The sequence below is a fragment of the Billgrantia hypersalina genome (genome assembly GCF_052584175.1).
Genome location: NZ_JBMIQI010000003.1, coordinates 45,751 through 67,421, shown reverse-complemented (window position 1 = coordinate 67,421; position 21,671 = coordinate 45,751). Strand labels below are relative to the sequence as shown.

18 protein-coding genes are annotated in these 21,671 nt (G+C 65.5%); 13 read left to right on the top strand and 5 right to left on the bottom strand.

Annotation, left to right across the window (positions count from 1 at the left end; translation table 11 throughout):
• Nucleotides 1-20 precede the first annotated feature (20 nt).
• Entirely contained in the window at nt 21-782 is a 762-nt protein-coding gene (locus ACOJCM_RS01250) for an SDR family oxidoreductase (RefSeq protein ID WP_445210241.1), read from the top strand.
• 92 nt (nt 783-874) lie between these two features.
• Here the strand turns inward: ACOJCM_RS01250 and ACOJCM_RS01245 are convergent, their stop codons facing one another.
• The 3 genes from ACOJCM_RS01245 to phhA all read right to left on the bottom strand — a co-directional run bounded on the left by ACOJCM_RS01245 (nt 875) and on the right by phhA (nt 2,609).
• On the bottom strand, nt 875-1,141 hold the full coding sequence (locus ACOJCM_RS01245) for a ComEA family DNA-binding protein (protein ID WP_445210240.1): 267 nt from the start codon (nt 1,139-1,141) through the stop codon (nt 875-877).
• A gap of 221 nt (nt 1,142-1,362) precedes the next feature.
• Complete coding sequence (locus ACOJCM_RS01240) at nt 1,363-1,707, bottom strand: 4a-hydroxytetrahydrobiopterin dehydratase (protein ID WP_445210239.1); 345 nt, start codon at nt 1,705-1,707, stop codon at nt 1,363-1,365.
• 65 nt (nt 1,708-1,772) lie between these two features.
• Nucleotides 1,773-2,609: a phenylalanine 4-monooxygenase gene (phhA, locus tag ACOJCM_RS01235; protein WP_445210238.1), complete on the bottom strand. Its 837-nt coding sequence runs from the start codon at nt 2,607-2,609 to the stop codon at nt 1,773-1,775.
• A gap of 293 nt (nt 2,610-2,902) precedes the next feature.
• Here phhA and ACOJCM_RS01230 point away from each other — a divergent pair, with 293 nt between their 5' ends.
• A complete protein-coding gene (locus tag ACOJCM_RS01230) occupies nt 2,903-4,465 on the top strand; it encodes a sigma-54-dependent transcriptional regulator (RefSeq protein WP_445210237.1) in 1,563 nt (520 codons plus the stop codon).
• Here the strand turns inward: ACOJCM_RS01230 and ACOJCM_RS01225 are convergent.
• Nucleotides 4,438-6,438 (bottom strand): RecQ family ATP-dependent DNA helicase, encoded by a 2,001-nt coding sequence (locus ACOJCM_RS01225; RefSeq protein WP_445210236.1) that lies wholly within the window; start codon nt 6,436-6,438, stop codon nt 4,438-4,440. The two genes, ACOJCM_RS01230 and ACOJCM_RS01225, sit on opposite strands and share 28 nt — an antisense overlap.
• A 41-nt stretch (nt 6,439-6,479) precedes the next feature.
• On the opposite strand from ACOJCM_RS01225, the gene ACOJCM_RS01220 reads away from it, so the two are divergent.
• The 8 genes from ACOJCM_RS01220 (at nt 6,480) to ACOJCM_RS01185 (ending at nt 17,017) form a co-directional block, all read left to right on the top strand.
• Nucleotides 6,480-7,061 carry an endonuclease dU gene (locus ACOJCM_RS01220; RefSeq protein WP_445210235.1) on the top strand — a complete coding sequence of 194 codons (582 nt, stop codon included), beginning with the start codon at nt 6,480-6,482 and terminating at the stop codon, nt 7,059-7,061.
• Nucleotides 7,062-7,167: 106 nt separating this feature from the next.
• The gene (locus ACOJCM_RS01215; protein WP_445210234.1) at nt 7,168-8,559 is read left to right on the top strand and encodes a hypothetical protein; all 1,392 of its coding nucleotides are present in this window, start codon (nt 7,168-7,170) and stop codon (nt 8,557-8,559) included.
• Nucleotides 8,556-9,392, top strand: coding sequence for a hypothetical protein (locus ACOJCM_RS01210; protein WP_445210233.1), 837 nt, complete (start codon nt 8,556-8,558; stop codon nt 9,390-9,392). Before ACOJCM_RS01215 ends, ACOJCM_RS01210 begins: the two co-directional genes overlap by 4 nt.
• Nucleotides 9,389-14,293: a hypothetical protein gene (locus tag ACOJCM_RS01205; protein WP_445210232.1), complete on the top strand. Its 4,905-nt coding sequence runs from the start codon at nt 9,389-9,391 to the stop codon at nt 14,291-14,293. Before ACOJCM_RS01210 ends, ACOJCM_RS01205 begins: the two co-directional genes overlap by 4 nt.
• A 3-nt stretch (nt 14,294-14,296) precedes the next feature.
• Entirely contained in the window at nt 14,297-15,403 is a 1,107-nt protein-coding gene (locus ACOJCM_RS01200; RefSeq protein WP_445210231.1) for a Wadjet anti-phage system protein JetD domain-containing protein, read from the top strand.
• A 249-nt stretch (nt 15,404-15,652) separates the two neighbouring features.
• The gene (locus ACOJCM_RS01195; RefSeq protein ID WP_445210230.1) at nt 15,653-16,087 is read left to right on the top strand and encodes an antitoxin Xre/MbcA/ParS toxin-binding domain-containing protein; all 435 of its coding nucleotides are present in this window, start codon (nt 15,653-15,655) and stop codon (nt 16,085-16,087) included.
• A complete protein-coding gene (locus tag ACOJCM_RS01190; protein WP_445210229.1) occupies nt 16,084-16,542 on the top strand; it encodes an RES family NAD+ phosphorylase in 459 nt (152 codons plus the stop codon). Before ACOJCM_RS01195 ends, ACOJCM_RS01190 begins: the two co-directional genes overlap by 4 nt.
• A gap of 169 nt (nt 16,543-16,711) precedes the next feature.
• A complete protein-coding gene (locus ACOJCM_RS01185) occupies nt 16,712-17,017 on the top strand; it encodes an MTH1187 family thiamine-binding protein (protein WP_445210228.1) in 306 nt (101 codons plus the stop codon).
• Nucleotides 17,018-17,020: 3 nt separating this feature from the next.
• Here ACOJCM_RS01185 and ACOJCM_RS01180 read toward each other — a convergent pair whose 3' ends face one another.
• Nucleotides 17,021-17,953, bottom strand: coding sequence for a LysR family transcriptional regulator ArgP (locus ACOJCM_RS01180; protein ID WP_445210227.1), 933 nt, complete (start codon nt 17,951-17,953; stop codon nt 17,021-17,023).
• Nucleotides 17,954-18,047: 94 nt separating this feature from the next.
• Between ACOJCM_RS01180 and ACOJCM_RS01175 the strand changes: the two genes are divergently transcribed.
• The 3 genes from ACOJCM_RS01175 (at nt 18,048) to ACOJCM_RS01165 (ending at nt 21,663) form a co-directional block, all read left to right on the top strand.
• On the top strand, nt 18,048-18,656 hold the full coding sequence (locus ACOJCM_RS01175; RefSeq protein ID WP_445210226.1) for a LysE/ArgO family amino acid transporter: 609 nt from the start codon (nt 18,048-18,050) through the stop codon (nt 18,654-18,656).
• A 289-nt stretch (nt 18,657-18,945) separates the two neighbouring features.
• On the top strand, nt 18,946-20,046 hold the full coding sequence (gene hppD / locus ACOJCM_RS01170) for a 4-hydroxyphenylpyruvate dioxygenase (protein ID WP_445210225.1): 1,101 nt from the start codon (nt 18,946-18,948) through the stop codon (nt 20,044-20,046).
• Between the two features lie 156 nt (nt 20,047-20,202).
• Nucleotides 20,203-21,663: a sodium-dependent transporter gene (locus ACOJCM_RS01165; RefSeq protein ID WP_445210224.1), complete on the top strand. Its 1,461-nt coding sequence runs from the start codon at nt 20,203-20,205 to the stop codon at nt 21,661-21,663.
• Nucleotides 21,664-21,671 lie beyond the last annotated feature (8 nt).

Sequence of the window (21,671 nt, the reverse complement as noted above, 5' to 3'; positions counted from 1 at the left end):
TTGAGAGACAGGGGACTCCGATGAAACTGGACAATACCGTGGTTGCGATTACCGGTGGCGCTCGTGGCCTTGGCTTTGCGATGGCCCGCCGGCTGGGACGTCAGGGGGCGACCCCGGCGCTGCTGGACATGGATAGCGATGCGCTCGACAAGGCCGTATCCACACTGCATGCGGAGGGCATCGAGGCCAGCGCATTCCGCGTCAACGTTGCGGAAGAGGACTCGGTGAAGCGCGCCTTCGGCGATATTGCCGCCTCGCTCGGCCCCGTGGGTGGCTTGGTCAACAATGCCGGGATCCTGCGCGATGCGCTGCTGGTGAAGGCGAAGGACGGCAAGGTGGAAAAGACCATGTCGCTGGCGCAGTGGCAGGCCGTCATCGACGTCAACCTGACCGGCGTGTTCCTGTGTGGGCGCGAGGCCGCCAGTCAGATGGTCGAGGCGGGGCATGGCGGGGTTATCGTGAATATCTCGAGCATTTCGCGTGCCGGCAACATGGGGCAGAGCAACTACGCTGCCGCCAAGGCTGCTGTGGTATCGCTGACGACCACCTGGGCCAAGGAGCTGGCGCGCTACGATATCCGCGTGGGTGCGGTAGCGCCAGGCTTCATCGAGACCGACATGACCGCTTCGATGCGTGAAGACATGCTCGAGAAGCTGACGGCCGGCGTGCCGCTCAAGCGGCTCGGCGAACCGGATCACATCGCCCGGAGCGTGGCGTTCATCTTCGAGAACGACTATTTCACCGGTCGTGTGATCGAATGCGACGGTGGCCTGCGCCTGTAAGGCAAGCGCCTGACCGGAACGACAGCGAGGCCGGCTTGATGCCGGCCTCGCTGCGTTTTGCTCCCATTTCGCCTGGAAGGCTGAGCCGGTCTTTAAAACTCAACCTGATCGCGGAAAGCGTCCACCGTGGCCGGACCGATGCCGCTGACGCGGGTCAGGTCGTCGGCGGATTCGAAGTTTCCGTTGGCTTCGCGCTCGTCGATGATGGCCTGCGCACGGCTTGGACCGACGCCGGGCAGCTCGGAAAGCAGTTCCACATCGGCGGTGTTGACGTTGATCGGCGCTACTTCCTGGGCCATGGCCAGCGAGGTGAAGCTCAGGGCGAGAGCCATCAGGACGACTTGAAGCATCCCTTTCATCGGATTTTCCTTCTTTTAGGGTGGGTGTTACGACACGGTAACGTGTCGCGTTCCAACCTAATCGAGCCCGTCGTGTAGGCGGGAACGTATTTCACTCTTTGCTACGTAAGAAATTTCCGATTTAGCCTTGCGACATCTGCCCTTTCGCTTGTCAGCCCCCGAACGCAATTCGCCCGATGCCAAGGGGCACCGGGCGAAGGGGTAGCCGGTCAGCGGGACGTTCAGCTCTCGTCGGCGACCCGGTCGGTGCGTGCGGCGAGAATGAAGTCGTTCTTGTGCAGTCCCTTCATTTCATGCGACCACCAGGTCACGGTGACCTTGCCCCACTCCGTCAGCAGGGCCGGGTGGTGGCCCGCTTCCTCGGCGATTTCACCGACGCGGTTGGTAAAGGCCAGGGCCTGCTTGAAATTGCGGAACTTGAACACGCGCTCGAGCTGCTTGATGCCGTTACGCTCCACCACGCTCCATTCGGGAATGTCCCGCTTGAGCTCGTCGATCTCGGCGTCGCTGACATGGGGGGCATCCCAGCTGCACGCTTCACACTGCTGTTCGGAAAGTTCGCTCATGTTGGCTCCTCGTTGCGGTGTTGTTGGTCTCGGTCAATTGGGTTGGGTCAGGGGGGACAGGGCACTCAGGCCTTGGCCTTGGCGCTCTTGGGAGCCGGTTCGAAGCGCGGTTCGTGCAAACCCAGCGCCATGGCCTGGTGCACCATGGCCATGATGTCCTGCCGGGAAAGTTCGTGCAGGGTCGAAAGATCGTCAAGCACGTAATAGAGCGGCTGCAGGATGTCGATGCGGTAGGGCGTGCGCAGCGCCTCGACCGGGTCGAACGGCAAGTGTTCCGGTACCTCGGAGAGCGCGTGCAGGGTCTCCTTGGGCGAGGAGATGATGCCGCCTCCATAGATGCGCCGTCCGGCGGGTGTATCCACCAGGCCGAACTCCACCGTCATCCAGTATAGGCGGGCCAGATAGACCCGCTCCTTGGGTTCGGCCGCAAGACCGAGGCGACCGTAGGTGGCGGTGAACTCGGCAAAGGCCGGATTGGTGAGCATCGGGCAGTGGCCGAAGATCTCGTGGAAGATGTCCGGCTCCTTGAGATAGTCGAGCTCTTCCGGGGTGCGAATGAAGGTGGCGACAGGAAAGCGTCGGTTCGCCAGCAGCTGAAAGAAAGTGTCGAACGGTATCAGTGCCGGTACCTGGGCGGTCTGCCAGCCGGTGGCGGCCTGGAGCACGCGGTCGATGTCGCCAAGCTGGGGAACTCGATCCTCGGGCAGGGCGAGCCGCTCCAGGCCGTCGAGGTACTCCTGGCAGACGCGTCCTTCGAGCATACCCAGCTGGCGCTGCATCAGGGTCTGCCAGGTGGCGTTGTCCTGTTCGGGCCAGGCGATGAAACCGTTATCGTCAGGCAGACGAGCTCGATAGCCGGTCTTGCTGGCGACATCGCTGAGATAGGCATTGGCTGACGTCATGGGGACTCCGGTCGGCTGATCTTGTGTGTTGTGTGCGAACCTTTGTCCGAGTCTAGGGCCGAGAAGACCCGGCTTGGTGCGTATCTCGCGTTCCACCGAACATCGGTGGCGGCTTGCAGCGTAAAGAAAACCTGACGGTTCTCTGGCGGCTGGAGGCTATCTTCTTCAAGCCGAGTGCCACCCGAGTTTGAGCCGGAAGAGGTGTCACGTTATCTTTACAGCAGAGTCACGTCGCCTTGACGTTCTTTTCGGCCCGCCTGGCCTGCCGATTCACTGCTCCCGAGGCCCCGTCAATGAGATTGAGGTTCCACTGCCAGAACCGTATCGGCATCCTGCGCGATATCGTCTCGCACTTCGTCGACTACGGCCTCAACGTGGCGCGCGGGGAGGTCGGCGGCGAGCATGGCAACGCGATCTATCTCCACGTACCCAACCTGCTCAATGCCCAACTGGCGACGCTGAAGCCGGAGTTGGAAGCGGTGCCGGGCGTATTCGGCGTGCGCCGGGTCAGCCTGATGCCCAGCGAACGGCGGCATCTCGAACTCGACGCACTGCTGTCGTCGCTTTCGGACCCGGTAATGTCGATCGACATGGAAGGGCATATTGTGGCCGCCAACCGCGCCGCCGGGCAGTTGCTCGGGGTGCGCATCGACGAGGTGCCGGGACTTTCGCTCGACCGCTACCTGCCCGACCTCGATCTGCCGGCGCTCATCCGGCGCAACAATGCGCGGGTCAACGGCCTGCGCATCAAGCTGCGCGATGCTACCTTCCTCGCCGACATCGCCCCGTTGCACCGCGAGCATCATGACGACGTGGGCTCGCTTGCCGGAGCCGTGGTCACCCTGCACAGTGCCGATCGTATCGGAGAGCGCATCTATCAGGTGCAACGCCAGGAGCTGCGTGGCTTCGATGCGCTGTTCCAGGCCAGCCCCAGGCTTGCCGCCTTGATCCGCGAGGCGCGGCGGATGGCGCCGCTGGATGCGCCGCTGCTGATCCATGGCGAAACCGGAACCGGCAAGGAGCTGCTGGCGCGGGCCTGCCACCTTGCCAGCGCGCGCGGACAATCGCCGTTCATGGCGCTCAACTGCGCCGGCTTGCCCGAGTCGATGGCCGAGACGGAGCTGTTCGGCTATGCGCCCGGCGCCTTCGAGGGGGCTCGCCCCGAGGGCAAGCTCGGCTTGCTGGAGATGACCGCAGGCGGCACCATTTTCCTCGACGAGGTGGGGGAGATGAGCCCGCGCTTGCAGGTCAAGCTGCTGCGCTTCCTGCAGGATGGCGGGTTTCGCCGGGTGGGCAGCGATGAGGAGACCTATCTCGACGTCCGCGTGATCTGCGCCACTCAGCAGGACCTGCCGAAGCTGTGTGCCGATGGCCTGTTCCGCCACGATCTCTACCATCGGCTCAACGTGCTGTCGTTGACGGTGCCGCCGCTGCGCGACTGCCTCGACGGCATCGAGGCCATGGCGCTGCACTTCATCGATCGGGCCGCGCGCCAGATCGGCTGCCGCATGCCGGCGCTGTCACCGGCGGCGCTGGCGCGGCTATCCAGCTACCATTGGCCGGGCAACGTGCGCCAGCTCGAGAACGTGCTGTTCCAGGCCGTGTCGCTGTGCGAGGGCGACACCATCGAGCCGGCCCATCTGCGCCTGCCGGACGTGGGTGAGGCGCCGGGACTGTCGGGCATCGACATGGATGGCAGCCTGGCCGACATCATGAGCGACGTGGAGCGGCGCGTGCTTGCGGCGCTCTATCCGAAGTATCCCTCCAGCCGCCAGTTGGCCAAGCGCCTCGGCGTGTCGCACACCACCGTGGCCAACAAGCTGCGTCATTACGGTATCGGTGCTACCGACGCCTGACGGCTGACTAGCGTCGTACGGGTGGCGCATTCGCGCACCTCTCCGTAGCGGTAGGCCTCAAGCGCCCCGAAGCCAGCCAGCTTGCGCGCCTTGAGGCGGGTGAGCAGGGGGCCGGTCAACCCGCACAGGAAGCGCGCCACCAAGTCGGGCGTGACAGGGTGGTCCTCGGCGCTGGCGGACACCTGCCCGACGAAATCCCCGGCGAGCCGTTCCAGCGTGGCACTTTCCAGCGGTGCGAGTGGCTCGGGGTCGGGTAGGCGAGCCACCTGCCCGCGGCAGGCCGAGCAGTGTCCGCAAGCTGGGGGCGCGCGCTCGTCGCCGAACCATTCGGCAAGGCGACGGCTCAGGCACGCTTCGCTCTCGAACAGCGCCAGCATGGCGTGCAGGCGCTCGATCTCGGCCCGCTCCTTGGTGCGGAAATAGGCGTACAGTTCTTCGGTCAGGCTTGCGGGGTCGATGTCCCCGCGAAGCACATCAAAGACCTCGGTCATCTGCTTGCTTTCGAGCGCCATCCAGCCCTGGGCGACGAAGTAGTCCAGGGCGGCGATGACCCGGGCGCGCTCGACGTTGAGTCCGCGTTCGCCGCCCAGACGTTCGAGAGCCTCGAAATCCAGCGTGGACCAGGTGCGGGCGCGCTGCGAGGCATCGAGGATCGCCTGGACAAAAGCGCCGCGTTCGCCCGCAAAGCGGGCCACCAGTGCCTCGGGCGTTTCGTGAAGGCGGTAGCGATACTCGGCGAAGTAGCTGTAGCGTGGCGCGATGATGCCGTGAAGTTCGAGCTGCACTAGCAGCGTCTTGAGCGGCAGCGGGCGGATGTTGCTGTGCTGAGAGAGCGCATTGAGCACCAGCTCCCATTGGCGCGTGACGCGGGCTGCGTCGATCAACTCGTCGATGACGCGGCGGATGCCGTGAGGCTCCGGGGTGTCGCCGTAGACGAAGTTCTCCAGCACGTTGACGTTGTCGCGCCCAGCCAGCATCAGGCAGTCGGAGGACTTTCCGTCGCGGCCGGCGCGGCCGATCTCCTGGCTATAGTTCTCGATCGACTTGGGCAGGTCGAAATGCACCACGTTGCGGATGTCTGCCTTGTCGATGCCCATGCCGAAGGCGATGGTAGCGACGATGCAGGGCGTCCGGCCTGCCATGAAATCGCCCTGAATACGTTCCCGTGCCTCGCCGTCGAGCCCGGCGTGGTAGGCGGTGGCCTGAAAACCCGCCTTGCTCAGGTACGCGGCCAGGCGCTCGGCGGTTTGCTGCAGGGTGACGTAGACGATGGTGGGCTGGGGCGGTTGGATACCCAGCCTGGGCCTGAGCCATTCGGCCAACTGACGCGTACGCGCTTCGGCCGGCACCGGCGCCACTTCCAGGTTCAGGTTGGGGCGGTAGAAGCCGGTAGCGGTCACGTCGCTTGCGGCGATATCGAAGCGTTCGCGCATGTCGGCAATGACCTGGGGCGTGGCCGTGGCGGTCAGCAGCAGTACCTGGGGGATGTCGAATTCACGGCGATACTGGGGCAGCTTGAGGTAGTCGGGGCGGAAATTGTGGCCCCACTCGGAGATGCAGTGGGCCTCGTCGACCACCAGCAGCGAGATCGGCACGCGGCGGATGAAGGCGCGAAAGCGTTCGTTCTTGAGCCGCTCCACCGAGATCATCAGGATACGGATCTCGCCACGCTTGACGCCTTCCATGACCGCAGACGCTTCCTCGCGGCTCTGGCTCGAGTCGATGCTGGCGGCGGCGATGCCGTGACGCGCGAGAAAGGCGAGCTGATCCTGCATCAGTGCCAGCAGCGGCGAGATGACCAGCGTCAGGTGGGGCAGGTGCAGGGCGGGCAGCTGATAGCACAGCGACTTGCCCGAGCCGGTGGGAAAGATGGCTGCCGCCGAGCGTCCCGCCGTGATCGCTTCGATGACCGGGCGCTGTCCCGGACGAAAGTCGTCATAGCCGAAGACCTGCTGTAACGTCTGCTCGATCATGCAGCACTCCCTGCTCAATTCTTGTGTCTGGAGGCGAGGCAGTGGCGACCCCGCATCGGCAGCGCACATTCTCGCACATCGTCGGCTTCGACGATTGTCCATTCCCGCGCGGTCTTCGCGGCGACGTGCCCATCGTCGGCACGGTGTTCTCGGGGCTGCGCCTGGAGGGCGTGCTCTCGGGCAAGGTGCGCCGGGACGGCATCAACAGTACCCGCGAGCTGATACGCCTGGCTGGCAGCTCGCGCTTTGCGGCGCACCTGCAGCTGGTCATGCTGCAAGGCGTCGCCCTGGCCGGTTTCAACGTCATCGACGTGCCGCGCCTGAATGCCGAGCTGGGCCTGCCGGTGCTGGTGGTGGCGCGGCGCGCGCCACGTCAGGGTGCCATGCGCCGTGCCCTTCACGAGCGCATTCCCGGCGGGGCACGCAAGTGGGCACTGGTCGAGCGCCTGGGCGAGATGGAACCGCTGGAAGGCGTTTACGTACAGCGAATGGGGCTGAGCTTGGTGGAAGCGGCAACGGCGATCCGCGCCACTACGCCTCACGGCAACGTGCCCGAGCCGCTGCGTGTGGCGCACCTGATCGCCGGCGGCGTGACGCTGGGTGAAAGCCGGGGGCGTGTCTAGCAGCCAATCGGTGATCTGCGTGTAAAAACCCTCTGTGTTGGTGCCATGACCCGAAAGGCTGAGCTTGGCATAATGCCCCTCTTTTCTTCTCCCTCAGGGATGTGCCATGACAGCCTGGAGCAAGCTGCTGATCGCCACGACGCGGCTGATCGACCTGCACGATAGCGCCCATGAGCCCGGCTCGCCTTTCGTACAGGTCAGCCAGGAGCAGCGGCGCGGCCTGCGCGACGGTTACTGGCTCGACCTCGGCTGCCTGTTACTCGACTACCTGCTCGACGAGGACTTTGCCACCAACAGTGCCTTCGTCTCGCAAAGCCGCTGCCTCAATCACCTGCGTGAGGTTTACCCGCAGCTACCGCACGACGACCTGAGCTTCGTCATCAACCTGCTCTCGACGCCGAGCGAGATTCACTTTCGCCAAGTGGCCCCGTCGCCGGATGCAAGCGAGACAGGGGATAACCGCGCCCGACGCAGTACCAAGCGTACTGCACTGATCGAGAAGCAGGGGCAGACCGGCCAGGTGCGCCTCACGCCGAGCGGCCGCCAGGCGGTGACGCTGGCCAGCCAGGTCGAGGACCTGCTCTATTCCGAGTACGACGCGGCCAAGATACTGGCGGCGCTGGCCCGCGGCGATTTCGCTCGCATTCCCGACATCACCAACCAGATCCTGCTGGCGATCCGTGCGCTGACCCAGGAGCTGCGGCGGGTGCGCGAGAATCCCACCCGTGAGGGCAAGCTTGCCGCGCTGCTGGATAACGAGCGCCACTATCACAATGCCTTGACCAATATCCAGCAGACGCTGCTCGATGCCCGCGCCCAGCTCGCTACGCCGCGCCTGATGGAACGCTTCGAGAGCTGGCGTGAAACGCAGGAGGAGGAGTGGGACCTGCGCGTGCTCTCCAGCGCCCTCGGACGGGTGCTCAACGCCATCGAGAACCTCTCGCGGCGGCTCTCTGAACTTCTCGCCGATATCGCCGAGGGGCGAATCCAGGCCATGGGGGTGATGGATTTCCAGGCCATGGCGCGCCAGTTGCTCGAGGCGCCGCCGGCGGCGGCGCTGCGAGACGCCGTGGTGGCGCGCATGATGCCACTCCATGTGCAGGCCGCCTTTCCACGCCTGGCGCCGCTGGTGCCGCTGCTCGAAAGCCGCCGTGCCGAAGCCAGCGCCACGGCGCTGGTGTTCGACGAGGCCAGCGATGCAGCGCCGCAAGATCCCTTGTTGGCGCGCTTCCTCGAGGCACGCGGCCCAGCGCTGCGCCAGCGTATTCGGCGCGCGCCGCTGTCGCTGCCCGAAGCGCTGGCCGAAGGCTGGCACCGCTTCGAGGAGGGCGACTGCCTGGCGCAGCTGCTCAATACCTTCGTCGACACCGAGTTGCTCGACCCGGGCCTCACGGTGGGTATCGACGCCACGCCGTTCGAACTCAAGCTCGATGACGGTCGCCGTATCGAAGGGGCGGTAACGCCGTCTCTCGGTTTTTTTAAGGAAGAGCTCGCATGAACATGACCGAGATGGGCGAGGTGGTCGCCTACCTGCTGCGCTATCGCAGCGCCGAACGCACCCCGGGCGGTGGCCGCAAGCGTCGTGCCGCCCGCGAGGGCCAGCTCTCCGAGCGTGACGTCTGCGCGCTGATCGACGACGCCAGCGAGGCCGAGCGCGAAGCGCTACGCGACTTCCTGGCCGGCCAGGGCCTGCGGCTCAAGGCCTTCGAGGCCGGCGACTATCCCGGTATCGCGCCGGGCTCGCGCTATTACGCGCTGCTGCCCGACCCGGAGCTGGAACAGCCGCCGCTGTATACCCGCGAGCCGGTATTCGAGGCGCTCAAGCTGCGCCAGGAGAGCCGTGCCGAGCTGGCCCAGTGGTATCTGCAGCTGTGGCTGCTGATGCATACCCTGCTTTACACCCGTTACAACCGCGCGCTCTCCGATGTCAGCCGCTACCAGGAGGCCACCTTTGCCGGGGCTGAACTCGCCGAACTGATGCGCGACCAGCTCGAGTCGCTGCGTAGCCTGGGCGAGGAAGCCCCCGAAGCCAGCCGCTTGCTACTCGAGGAGCGTGGCGAGGATATCAGCCGACGCGTGCGCGCCTTCATCGATCTCCAGGTGCGCGCCGGACTGCTGGAGAGCCTGCGCGATGCCGAGCCTGTTACGGCCACCGAGGAGGGGGGCGGAGAGGTCTGGCAGCAGACCCTGCTCGGGGCGCTGGAGAGCGAGCAGATTGGCATTCACCAGCTGGGGCACTTGCAGGCCCTGGCCCAGGGGCGCGTGGCCAACCGGCATGCGGACGACGTACCGCAAGCGCCCATCGATGAGCATGAGGAGTCCCAGGCATGAGCGTGATCAACCGCATCGAGGTCGCCAACCTCCTCAACAAGCACGGCGACGTGACCTCTCCCTGGGATGCCAAGATGCGTCACCTGCTGCTCGACCTGCGCGGACAGTCGAGCGCCATCAGCATGGAGAACGGCTTCGGCAAGACCACGCTTGCCGAGGCGCTGATCGGCTTGTTGTCGCGCGACCGTACGCTGCTCTCGCGCACGCGGCGCAAATGTTCGCCCTCGACGGTGAGCGGGGAAGGCCGCAGCTGGAGCCACCTGCGGGTGGAGTTCCGCTCGCGCAGCGGGCTCGAGCGCCAGGACGACATGCTGGCGGTCGCCGGCGAGGAAGTGGCCGGTGAAACCTTCGTCTTCGGCTTCTACGGCTACAGCGACGGCAGCGGGCTCTCCTTCTATCACTACGCCGGTCGTCTCGAAGACGTGCCGGTGCATCATCTCACCCTGGACGGCAAGCTGGCGCTCTATGCCAACCGCGACGTCAAGGCGACCATGGCCGAGCGTGGCGTACGCCTGACCCATAACCGCGAGGAGTGGCTGGAGGCGGTGGGTGCCCATGTGTCGCGGCGCGAGCTGGCCCAGCTCGCGGCCTTCCAGAAGGAGGGCGGCGCCGACAAGAGCCAGATCTTCAACGCCATCAAGCCGCGCGCCGGCGAGAAGGCCGACCAGGCATTCTTTTTCGAGGTGCTGGCCCCCGAAATTCTTTCCGGCGCTACCCGTGGCGAGACCGACGAGAGCGAGGAGCTGATCGAGGAGGTGATCCTCAACTCCGGCACCAATATCACGGAACTGCGCCATCGCCTGGAGGAGGCCGAGAGCGACCAGCGCCGTGCCAGCGACAAGGTGGTGCGGCTGGCCGAGCTGCGCGAGCAGGGTGAGTCGCTGCGCGACGCCCGCGCCCGCCTGATGGAACTCGACCAGGGCCTGGCGGCCAGCGAGGCCCTGCTGGGCGGCCAGGCGCTGCTGGGCCTGCCCGGGCTGCCGCGCGCGAGCGCTGAGGACGAATCCGAAGGGAGCGATACCGCGCTGATGGAGGGTTTCGCCTGGACCGCCGGCGATACCACGCGCCCGCGGGTGTCCACGGCGCTGCTGGCGACGCTCTCCGGCCTTTCCGAGCGCGCGGTGCGCCAGGCGCTCTCCGAACGCGGCGCCCGGGTCGATGTGCACCGTCGCCTGCTTCACCTCCCCCAGGCGCAGTGGCCGCTCAACCGCGACGTGGGGCATGTGAGCTTCAAGGCCGCTCGCGAGTGGCTGGCCGAGAGCCACGCCCTGGCCGACGATGCGGCCCGTGACCGGGCCCTTGCCGCATTGGATGAGGGCGCCGACGCCTTCGAGGCCGCCGATGGCAACCGCTTTCGCGAGGAAGTGATCGGCGATGGGGTCTACCTCGAGGAATTGACGCGCGACCTGACCGTCCTGGACGAGCGTCGCGACGGGCTGGAACAGGAGCGCGACCGACTCGAATCTCAGCAGCGCGAGTTCGTCGACAACCAAAGTTTCTACACCCAGGCGCTCGCCGAGCGACTGTTCAGCGAAGCCGAGCTGGAAACCCCCGAGGCCAGCGCCGAGGCGGCCAAGGCCGAGGCGGCGAGCGCCCGCGCCGCGCTCAACGCGCACCTGGGACGCATCGGCGAACTCAAGCAGGTTGCTGCCTGGCATGCAGCGTTCCGCCGCGAATGCCCCGATACCGCGCCGGCCGAACGGCTGGAGGAGAAGCTCGACCGCGAGGCCGAGCTGGCCGACGCGCTCGACGAGCTGACGCGGCAGCGCGACGAGGTCGGTGCCGCTTTTGAAGCCGCCCGCAGCGAGCGCGAGCGCCTCAATGGCGAGCGCGAAAGACTGACCGGTGAGCAGGGCCTGCTGGCTCGAGGCCAGGCGCCCTGGCGCGCTTTCATCGAAGGCTGGCCTGGAGAGGAGGTCAGCGGCTTCTGGTCGCGGCGCAAGACGGAACTAGCCGAGCTGGAGACGAATTGTCGCGAGGCAGAGCAGCGCCGCCAGGAGGCCGAGCGCACCCTGGCGCGGCTGGCGCCGCTGGCCGAAGCCGCCCGCCGCTATGGTGAGTTGCACGGTGACGACGAGCCGGTGCACTTGCGTTCGCGACTGCGCGAGCGCGAACGCGAACTGGCCGACGAGCGCCAGCGGCTGACGGAGGAGGAGAGCCGCCTGCGCACGCTGCACCGGGCGAGGCTCGATTTCGCCGAGCGCAGCGAGCTCGCCCCGGACAAGTGGCTGGCCGACGCTCGGCGTCGCTACCCGCGCCTGCTGCGCGAAGCCGAGGTGCTTGAAGCCGACATCGTCGCGCGAGAAGGCTACCTGGAGAGCCTTGCCGGCGACCCGCTGGAGCGGCGCGTGGTGGAGGCCGAGGCGCACCGTCGCCTGGACGAAGCCGGCATCGCCTGGAAGCCGCTGCATGCCGTCCTCAACCGTGACGGCCTCGAGCCGGAACGGCGCCGCGAGTGGCTGGTGCAGGCGGCCGGTGTGCTTTTCGCCCCGGTCATCGAAGGTCGCGAGGCCGCCGAGTCGGCTGCCGCTGCGCTGATCGAGGCCGGCCTGGCCGTGCCGGTGTTCGAATCCGGAGCCCTGGCCGAACTGCTGGACCGGGGCGAGGCACCGCTGGGTGCCGTGACCGGCGTGGAAACCCTGGCGGTGAAGGCCGCCCTAGACCCCAGCTACCTGGAAGCCTTGCGTGAGGCCACCGAGACGCGGCTTGCCGCCGATCGCGAACGCCGCAAGGCGCTTGCCGCGGAATGCGAGCGGCTCGACCCCCACGGAGAGACGTTCGCCCTGGCGCTGCGCGCCCGCGAGGCCGACGACGCTGACGTCGAGGTGGCATTGGAGACGCTGTCAGAACGACAAGCGGCGCTGGCCGAGCGAGAGGCCGCGCTGGCTCCGAGGCTGAGCGATTCCGCGCTGGCCTGTATCGACGACTATCAGCGCTACCTGCAGGAGGGCGGCGAGATCGCCCAGCAAGAAGCCGCCGAGGCACGGCTCGAGGCCGAGACAGCCCTTGCCGAACTCGCGCCGCTGCGCGAAACGGCGGCCCGCGAGCTGGAGGCGCACGGGCCGACCTGGCTCGCCGCCGAGCAGTTCAGCGATGCCGGCGGCGTCGAGCGTTTGCAGGCACTGGAAGCACGCCTGGGCGAACTCGAACGGCACCTTACCGAGGCTGCGGCTAGGCTGGCCGGCGCCGAGGAAGAGAAAGACGCGCTGGCGCACCGGGTCCGGGAAACCGAGGCCCAGTTGCGCGGCGTATTTGCCGATGGCGAACGCGACCGGCTGCGTGCCCTGGCCGCCTTCGAGGCCGAAGGCGGCGTCGCCTTCATGGCCAAGGCCGCCGAGGTGCAGGCCGAGCTTGAAGCGGCGCAGGCGCGTGCGACGCGGCGTGCCGACTTCGACTTCACCCGCGTCCGCGCCTACCTGGAAGTGCGCGACGCTGGCGGTGGCAGCCAGAAGCTCGAGCGCGAGATCGCCCGGGTCAAGCGCGAGCTTGGAGAGCTCCGCGACAAGCGCAAGGCGCTCTCCGCGGAGCGCGATACCCTGGAGGCGCGCCTGGCCGAGCAGCGTCGGGCGCTGGCTTGCGTCGACCAGCTGGCGCTGGAGTGGCTGCGAGTCCTGCGCGAGCTGCCCGAAGGGTGGCCGCGACGCCTGGCAGCGCTGGCCGATCTCGATGAAGCCAGCCGTTGGCCCGGCGATACGGCTGGACGCGAGGCACGCAACGAGGCGCTTGCCGCCTGGAACGCCCTGGCAGGGGACAAGGAGGCGCAAATCGAGCTCGATATCGAGGCGTTGGAAACTCACCAGCAAACCCTGATCGATGCGCTGGGCGAGCTCAACCTGGGCGAACGGGCGCGCAACCGCGAACGCCAGGCCAGGCAAGTCGAGAACGGCGAGCGCAAGCTGGCCGAGGCCCTGGCCGAGGCGGCCCACAGCCGGCTATTCAGCGATACCGAGCGGGCGCGACTGGCTGGCCTGACGCACGCCAGTGCCGAGGCGCTTGACGATCTCGCGCGCCTGCATGAACAGCTGGCCGGCCAGCTCGACGAGCATCGCGTGCGGGTCGAACGCCTGCATGCCTCGCGTGAGCAGATCGAGGGCACCCTGGTGGAGCGGCTCAGCTCGATCATTTCGGACGCTGCCGGCAACCTCGACATCCTCAAGCGCGTGGCCAAGAGCAGCGGCGAGGGCGGCGCCTTCTTCGAGGTCAAGGCCTCGCTGATCGGCCCCGACCAGCTGCGCGATCTCATCGCCACGCTTCTCGCCGACATCGACGAGCACCAGGCGGCGATGCGCCGCCGTGCCGAGCGCGACGGCGGCATGGTCGACGGCGAGGCGCGGCGGCGCGACGACGACCTGCTGCGCCAGATCCGTCGGCGCATCTACCGCGGGCTGTTCCACGACGTGGCAATTCGCCTCAAGCACGACGCCATTCGCCCGCATGGGCGGCTGTTCTCGCTTAACGAAGAGATGTCGGAGGGCCAGCGCGAGGCGGTGTCGCTGATGTGGCTGGTCAAGCTCTCGGAATTCGCCATCGAGCGCGAGCTGCGCGAGCTGCCGGGGCATCACCGCCGCCGTGCGCGTACCAGCCGCGAGAGCGTGATCCTGCTCGACGGGCTATTCTCCAAACTCTCGCATCGCCGCCTGATCCAGGACTCGCTGGAGTCGCTCCGCAACACCCGCGGTCGCTTCCAGATGATCGGCCTGATCCACAACCCCAACTACGAGAACGACCCCGACATCTTCCCCACCTACCTGGTGGGCAGCGTGATCGGCGGCGTCCAGGGGCAGGGCGGCCACGTGATGGTACGCGACGGGCGGATCACGCCGCCGGAAACGCTGGGCCGCAGCCAGGGAGAAGCCAGTCTGTTCGGCATTCACGTCAGCGAGCCGGTGACCCAGGAGTAAGCGATGCGAGATCCGGCTCTGATGCTGAAGAAGGCGGCCAGGGCGGCCCTGGTCCAGCTCGAAGGGGAGTGGCAACGTGCCTATTCACGAACAGGAAAAGGGAAAGGGTGGCGCTCATTCTCCTTGATCACGATGTTCCAGCAGAAGGGAATCTGCCAAACCGAGCTACACGCTTGGGAGGTGCTGGAGGAGTTGGGACGAGCTGACCTCATCGATCTTCCGCCGGGTGTCCTGCTCTCGCCTCACGTGAAGTTGCCGGTGAGAGTCGAGTTGGCAGCTGCACGCAGGGAAGCCCTGATAACAGTGTCTCCAGCTTTGGACCCCCGGCTGGAGTTGGAACCTAGGCAGCAGTCGGCGTGGCGGCGGGCACAGGAAGGGCCGCTCGGTGGATGGAGTATCGAGGACCAATTGGCACTGGTCGAAAGCCTCAGGCGGTTGGCCAATGATCTACCGGGTGCCTACCAACTGAGCCCCTACGTGGCCAGCGCGCGCTACCTGTTGGGAAGCAGCAAGCTGCTCGAGACTCTGCCCACCGAGCTGGTGCGCGCGTTCGGTATCGAGCCGGACAGCTTCCAGGCGGCCGAGACCTGGCTACTGGCCAGCGTGCCCGAGCAGCCGGAAGGACTCTTGCTGATTGAGAACGCGCAGAGTTTCAGCCAGGCTTGCCGCGTGGGGTGTGACAAGCGCCTGGCGCTGATGTGCACGTTCGGCTACGGCCTCTCTCTAGCCAATGCCTTGGAACATGGAGATAGAGTGCGGCTGGTCGGCCAGGGCACGGCCGGTGTTACCCTGGCTGACCTGCTGCACTTACCTTCCCCCACCTACTGGGGCGATCTCGACCCCGAAGGACTGCGCATCTATCAGAATCTTCGCCGCTCCCTGCCTGACTTGGCGCTTTCCGCCCTGTTCGGGCCCATGCTCGCTGCCCTGGAAGAGGGGACTTGTCATACCCTCGATGCTTTGACTGGAAAGGCTGGGCAGCGAGCTGCCGGAGATTGGCAACGTGGGCTCGATCAGGAGTGGCTCGCTGATGACCAGGTTCAGGCATTGGCGGGCAAAGCGCTTGCACCATCCGTGCAGAACGAACTTATGGAGTGCATCTCACAGTAAACCGATGGCATCCATTGCACCTTCTGGCAACAATATTGTCCGGACTCCTCTTAGGCCTGACTGTGCCTTGGAGGTGGCAACGCGGCAAATCATCTGGAGTGACGCACCTTTGACCTGACGTCCATTACCGACCGGCTGAGCCTTGAACGCAAGCGGCCAACACGAAGGGGGTAGCATCGGCCGGCAGTTCGTCTGTATAGGCATTTTGCCGTATACTCAAGGCATATTGCCGAAACGGGAGGGCTGACCATGCAGACGCGGACTAAAGAACGTGAACACGAGCGCGACATTGAAGAGGACGTCTTGGAACTCCTTGGAGGGCACGAAGGTGACACTCTGGACGCGCTGATCCGGTCTGGCATCCCTCTGTCGGTTCTGGACAAGCTTGCCCAACATGGCATCGATGCTGGCCGGCTGGGCATCATCAACCCTCGTACCCTGCGTCACCGCCGGCAGAAGTCTGAACCATTGAACAGCGATGAAGGCGATCGGCTTTATCGCGTGAGCCGCATCGTCGTGCTGGCTGAGGATGTTTTCGGTAACCAGGACAAAGCGGCCACCTGGCTGAACAAGCCGCGTAGAGCCCTGGGCGGGCGAAATGCTCTCGAGGCCGTCAAGACGACCCCTGGCTACCTGGCAGTAGAGGAGCTACTGGAGCAGCTGCGTCATGGGTACGTCGCATGACCAAGGACAGTCTCTGGCGGATTTCACAGTTTCAGGATCTCTCGGGCATTGGCGGTACCAAGGTGGCTGGGCGTTGGCACAACAAGGGCAGACCCATCGTCTACCTCGGCGATTGCCCGGCCATCTGTCTGTTGGAAATCCTGGTGCATATGGAAGGGGAGCCAGACGAACTTCCCGAGGCATTCACCCTGCTGCGAGTGGAGCTTCCTTCCGGGGCCGTGAGTCGCGCGCCCACGGTCGACCTGGATGCGACATGGCGTGATGACCTGAACATCACACGGCGCCTTGGGGACGATTGGCTTGAAGCGGGAGAGTCGCTGCTGTTGCGAGTGCCTTCCGCCATCGTTCCTCACAATATGAACTTTCTCCTCAACCCTCTTCATCCAGATGCAAGCAAGGCAGCATTGACCAGCGAGTCATTCCCGGCTGACCGACGGCTTTATCCTCAGGTTTGACGGAGAAGGTCAGTCCAGGTCAGACAACAAGACTTCGCCTAGAAGCTGGATCAATACCGAAGCGAACGATTTGCGGACTTCGCCCAGATGCGCCCCCTGTCGATTAGCGTGTCCTGCGTTATCATGGAATGTCGTTTTGTCTGATGCTGTCGAAGGGGGCTAACCATCCATGCACGTCATTATCGATCTCTGCGTGGTCCCGCTGGGGGTGGGCGTGTCGGTTTCGCCGCAGATCGCTGCTTGCCAGCGGGTGATCGAGGCTTCGGGGCTCACGCACCACATGCACGTCTACGGCACCAACATCGAGGGGCCGTGGGACGAGGTGATGGCGGTGGTCAAGCGCTGCCACGAGGTGGTGCACGAGATGGGCGCGCCGCGTATCACCACGACCATCAAGCTCGGCACCCGTACCGACCGCGAGCAGTCCATGGCCGACAAGGTGTCGAGCGTCGAGACCAAGCTGCGCGATTCCTAGCCGTTACGCTTGCGGCGGCGTCAGCCAGGCATCCCCCAGCCGCAGCAGGTGGTCGGTGAGGGCGTCGAGGATGCGGCCGCCCTGGCGCCAGTGATGCCAGTAGAGCGGCACGTCGATCACATAACCCGGTGAGAGATCGACCAGGCGGCCGTCAGCCAGGTAGGGACCGGGGTCGATCTCCTGCAGGCGTCCTTCGCTCAGTTCGCGCTCGGCCTGACGCTCGGGCACCATGCCGTAGCCGAGTCCGGCCAGGGCCAGGCCGACGAAGCCCTCCGACGAGGGGCACAGATGATGGGGGAAGGGCGGTTCGACGCCGTGCATGGCCAGGTAGCGATGCTGCAGCCGGTCGTCCGGGCCGAACACGATGGCCGGCGCCTGTTTCAAGGCCTCGGGCGTCACGCCCTCGGCGAAATGGCGTGCCACGAAGGCGGGGCTGGCCAGGGCGCGATAGCGCATGCTGCCCAGCGCGTGGCTGCGCGCCCCTTGCACCGGAGTGGGCGAATCGCAGATGCAACCGGCCACGTCACCGTCGCGCATGCGCTTGAGTGCCACTTCCTGATCCTCCACTACCAGATCGAACAGCACCCGGTAGCGTTCGCTGAAGCGCCCGATGGCGTCCGGCCACCAGGTGGCCAGGCTGTCGGCGTTGATCGCCAGGCGCAGGCGATGCTCGCCGCTGCCGAGCGCTGGCATCTCACCCAGCAGGTCGCTTTCCAGCAAGCGTACCTGCTGGGCGTGATTGAGCAGGCGTCGACCCAGCGGCGTCGGCGCGAGCCTGGGGCTTCTCACCAGCACCGGCTGGCCCAGGCGTGCCTCGAGCAGCTTGATGCGCTGGGAGACCGCCGACTGGGTCAGGCCCAGGTGGCGGGCGCCGCGCTCGAAGCCGCCCTGATCGATGACCGCAACCAGCGCGTCGAGCAGCTTGTAGTCAAGCATCAGTTTGGCTTATCCCTCAGTTGCTTTATTCATTTCTTTAATTGGTTCGGCGAGCTTAGTCTTGGCGGCGTCGACTTGCCAGGAGAAAGCATTCATGTGGATGTCATGGCTCAACGGGCTGCTGGTGTGTGCCGGCTTGATCGTCGCAATTGGCGCCCAGAACGCCTTCGTGCTTCAGCAGGGGCTGCGTCGCCAGAATGCCTGGCTGGTGGCTGGCGTCTGCGCGCTTTGTGACTGGCTGCTGGTGGGGCTGGGCGTACTGGGGCTGGGCGTGTTGATTGCCGAGCAGGAAGCACTAATGGAAGTGGCGCGTTGGGCCGGCGCTGCCTTTTTGGCCTGGCAGTCCTGGTTGGCCCTGCGGCGGGTTTTCGCTGGCCAGGCGCTGGCGACGGCAGGGGGCGGCGTGCAGTCCTGGCAGGCCGCCCTGGCGGCGACGCTAGCCGTGACGCTGCTCAACCCCCAGGTCTATCTCGAAACCGTGGTGCTGCTTGGGGCCATCGGCGCGGTGCAGCCAAGCCCGCTGGGTTTCTTCGTCGGTTCTGCGATGGCCTCGTTCGGCTGGTTCTTCGGCCTGGCGGCCGCCGCCGGCTGGCTGGCTCCACGACTGGCGAGCCCGCAAGTTTGGCGTGCCATCGACCTGGCGATCGGCATTATCCTGGCATGGGTGTCCTGGCGGTTGGCCAGTGGAGCGCTGACACCCTAGGTATCGCATCCTGCTGTAAATCCTTCTTTACGCCTTGTCAGGCGCATGCACCACCTGACAGGCGAGGCCGTGGGCGCAATTTCGGCTGTAAGAGATTCCTTACAGAAGTCGCGGGCAAAGGCTCATCCAAGGCCTGGTCGGAGCCAGCGGGGGGCGTTCCGGCGGGAAGGTGTGCGCACTAGTCTGGAGGCACTGAATTGGCACGAAAGAAGCGTCGGGACAAGCACCGACGGCGAACCGGCGCCTACTACAGCACGATACAACAATGCCTAGACCCCTGGAGGTAACAATGAACGCACCTGCCAAGACCGTATCTCCCATCACTCAGGACAACCCCATCGGCACCGACGGCTTCGAATTCGTCGAGTACAGCGCGCCGACGGCCGAAGGCATCGAGGCGCTGCGTGCGCTGTTCAACCGCATGGGCTTCACCGAGACGCGTAAGCACCGCTCCAAGCAGGTGTTCCTGTTCCAGCAAGAGAACGTCAACTTCGTGCTCAATGCCGAGCCCGACAGCCACGCCTCGAAGTTTGCCGAAGTGCACGGCCCCTGCGCCTGCGCCATGGCCTGGAAGGTGGCCGATGCCAGGCAGGCCTTCGACTACGCCGTGGCCCACGGCGCCGAGCCGGTGGAGAACCCGGTCGGACCCGGCGAGGTGGGCATTCCCGCGGTGCGCGGTATCGGCGGTTCGCTGCTCTATTTTGTCGACAACAAGGTCGACAGCGAAGGGCGCACCATATACGACATCGACTTCGAGCCCATTCCCGGTCGTTCGCGCAATGACAATAGCGTGGGCCTGAAGGTACTGGACCACCTGACCCACAACGTCGACCGCGGCCAGATGGACAAGTGGGCCGATTTCTATACCGACATCGCCAACTTCCGCGAGAACCGCTACTTCGACATCAAGGGCAAGAAGACCGGCCTGCACTCGCGCGCCATGACCGCCCCCTGCGGCAAGATGCATATTCCGATCAACGAGTCGGCCGACGACAACTCGCAGATAGCCGAATTCCTGCGGGAATACAACGGCGAGGGCATCCAGCACCTGGCGATGGCCACCGACGACATCTACGCCACGGTGCGCGCCCTGCGCGACAACGGCGTGACATTCCTCTCCACGCCGGACACCTACTACGAGAAGGTCGACCAGCGCGTGCCCAACCATGAGGAGAACGTCGAGGACCTGCGCGAGCTGAGCCTGCTGATCGATGGCGGCGAAGGCGAGGGCGTCCTGCTGCAGATCTTCACCGAAACCGTGATCGGCCCGATCTTCTTCGAGATCATCCAGCGCAAGGGCAACGACGGCTTCGGCGAGGGCAACTTCAAGGCCCTGTTCGAATCGATCGAAGAGGATCAGATCCGTCGCGGTGTGCTGAAGGACGACTGATGTCGGGCGGCCCCACCGGCAGGTGGGGCCGTTTTGCATGACCTAGGATCATAAACCTGTTCCCCTCGACTATTACAATAAATTGTCGTTGCAATGACGGCTTCGTGCCGGGCATATTGCTGCGTCAGTTGATAACAACGACTCCCTGGTGACGTGATGACGACCGAGCAACAACCCCGTGCACAGTGGCTAGGCCGCTGGGGCTTCGTGCTGGCGGCAACGGGTTCCGCCGTTGGCCTGGGCAATATCTGGAAATTCCCCTACATGACCGGCGAACACGGCGGCGGCGCCTTCGTGCTGGTCTACCTGGTCTGCATCCTGGCGGTGGGCGTACCGGTGATGATGACCGAAATCGCCTTCGGCCGGCGCGGGCGCGGCAGCCCTATCGACGCGGTGCGCCGCGTGGTGACGGAATCCGGTCGTTCTCCGCTCTGGTCACTGCTGGGCTGGATGGCCATGCTGGCCGGCTTCATGATCCTGTCGTTCTACGTGGTGGTGGCCGGCTGGTCCTTCGCCTACCTGTGGAAGATGCTGAGCGGCGGCCTGGCCGGCAGCAGCGTCGACGACATGGCGGCGATCTTCGTGGCCAACAACGAGAATCCGTTCAACCTGGGTTTCTGGAGTACCCTGGTTACGCTTGCCACCATGCTGATCGTGGGCAAGGGCGTTCAGGCGGGTATCGAGCGTAGCGTCAGCTGGATGATGCCGGGCATGGTGATCATGCTGCTGATCCTGATCGGCTATGGTGTGTTCTCCGGCGGCTTCGGCGAGGCGTGGCACTTCCTCTTCTCGTTCAATACCGGCAGCCTGTCGAGCGAAGGCATGCTGGCCGCGCTGGGCCACGCCTTCTTCACCTTGTCGCTCGCTTCCGGGGCGATTCTGACCTATGGCAGCTACCTGCCGGCGGGTGCCTCGATCGCGCGAACTACCTTTAGCGTAGCGGTGGCCGATACCCTGGTGGCGCTGATGGCGGGGCTGGCGATCTTTCCCATCATCTTCGCCAACGGCATGAGCCCCGCCGGCGGGCCTGGATTGTTGTTCATGAGCCTGCCGCTGGCCTTCCAGGCCATGCCGCTGGGTACGCTGTTCGGCATTCTGTTATTCGTCATGCTCTCGATGGCGGCGCTGACCTCGTCGATCTCCATGGTCGAGGCCACCGTCTCCTGGCTGGTGGACAACAAGGGCATCACCCGCCGCACCGCGGCCTGGGGCACCGGCATCGTGCTGTGGCTGGTGAGCACCCTGGCGATGCTGTCGTTCAATGTCGGCGCCGACTGGACGCTGGCCGGTCGGCACTTCTTCGACTGGCTCGACTACCTGACCTCGCGCTGGATGATGCCGCTGGGCGGCCTGGGCATGGTGCTGCTGGCAGGCTTCGTACTGAAGAGCGAGAGCTTCCGCGAAGAGCTGGGCCTGGCAGCGCACTGGCATGCGCTGTGGCTGTTCATGGTGCGCTACGTGAGCCCGTTGGGGATCCTGGTGATCTTTGTCGATGCGCTGGGCATCGCGCGGCTGGAGTTCGGCGCGCATTGGCCGTGGCTGCTTGCGGTACTGGCGCTTGTCACCCTGATCGGCGAGATGCTGAGCCCCCGGCTGCGGCGCACCCTGGCGGGTTGAGCCGCTCC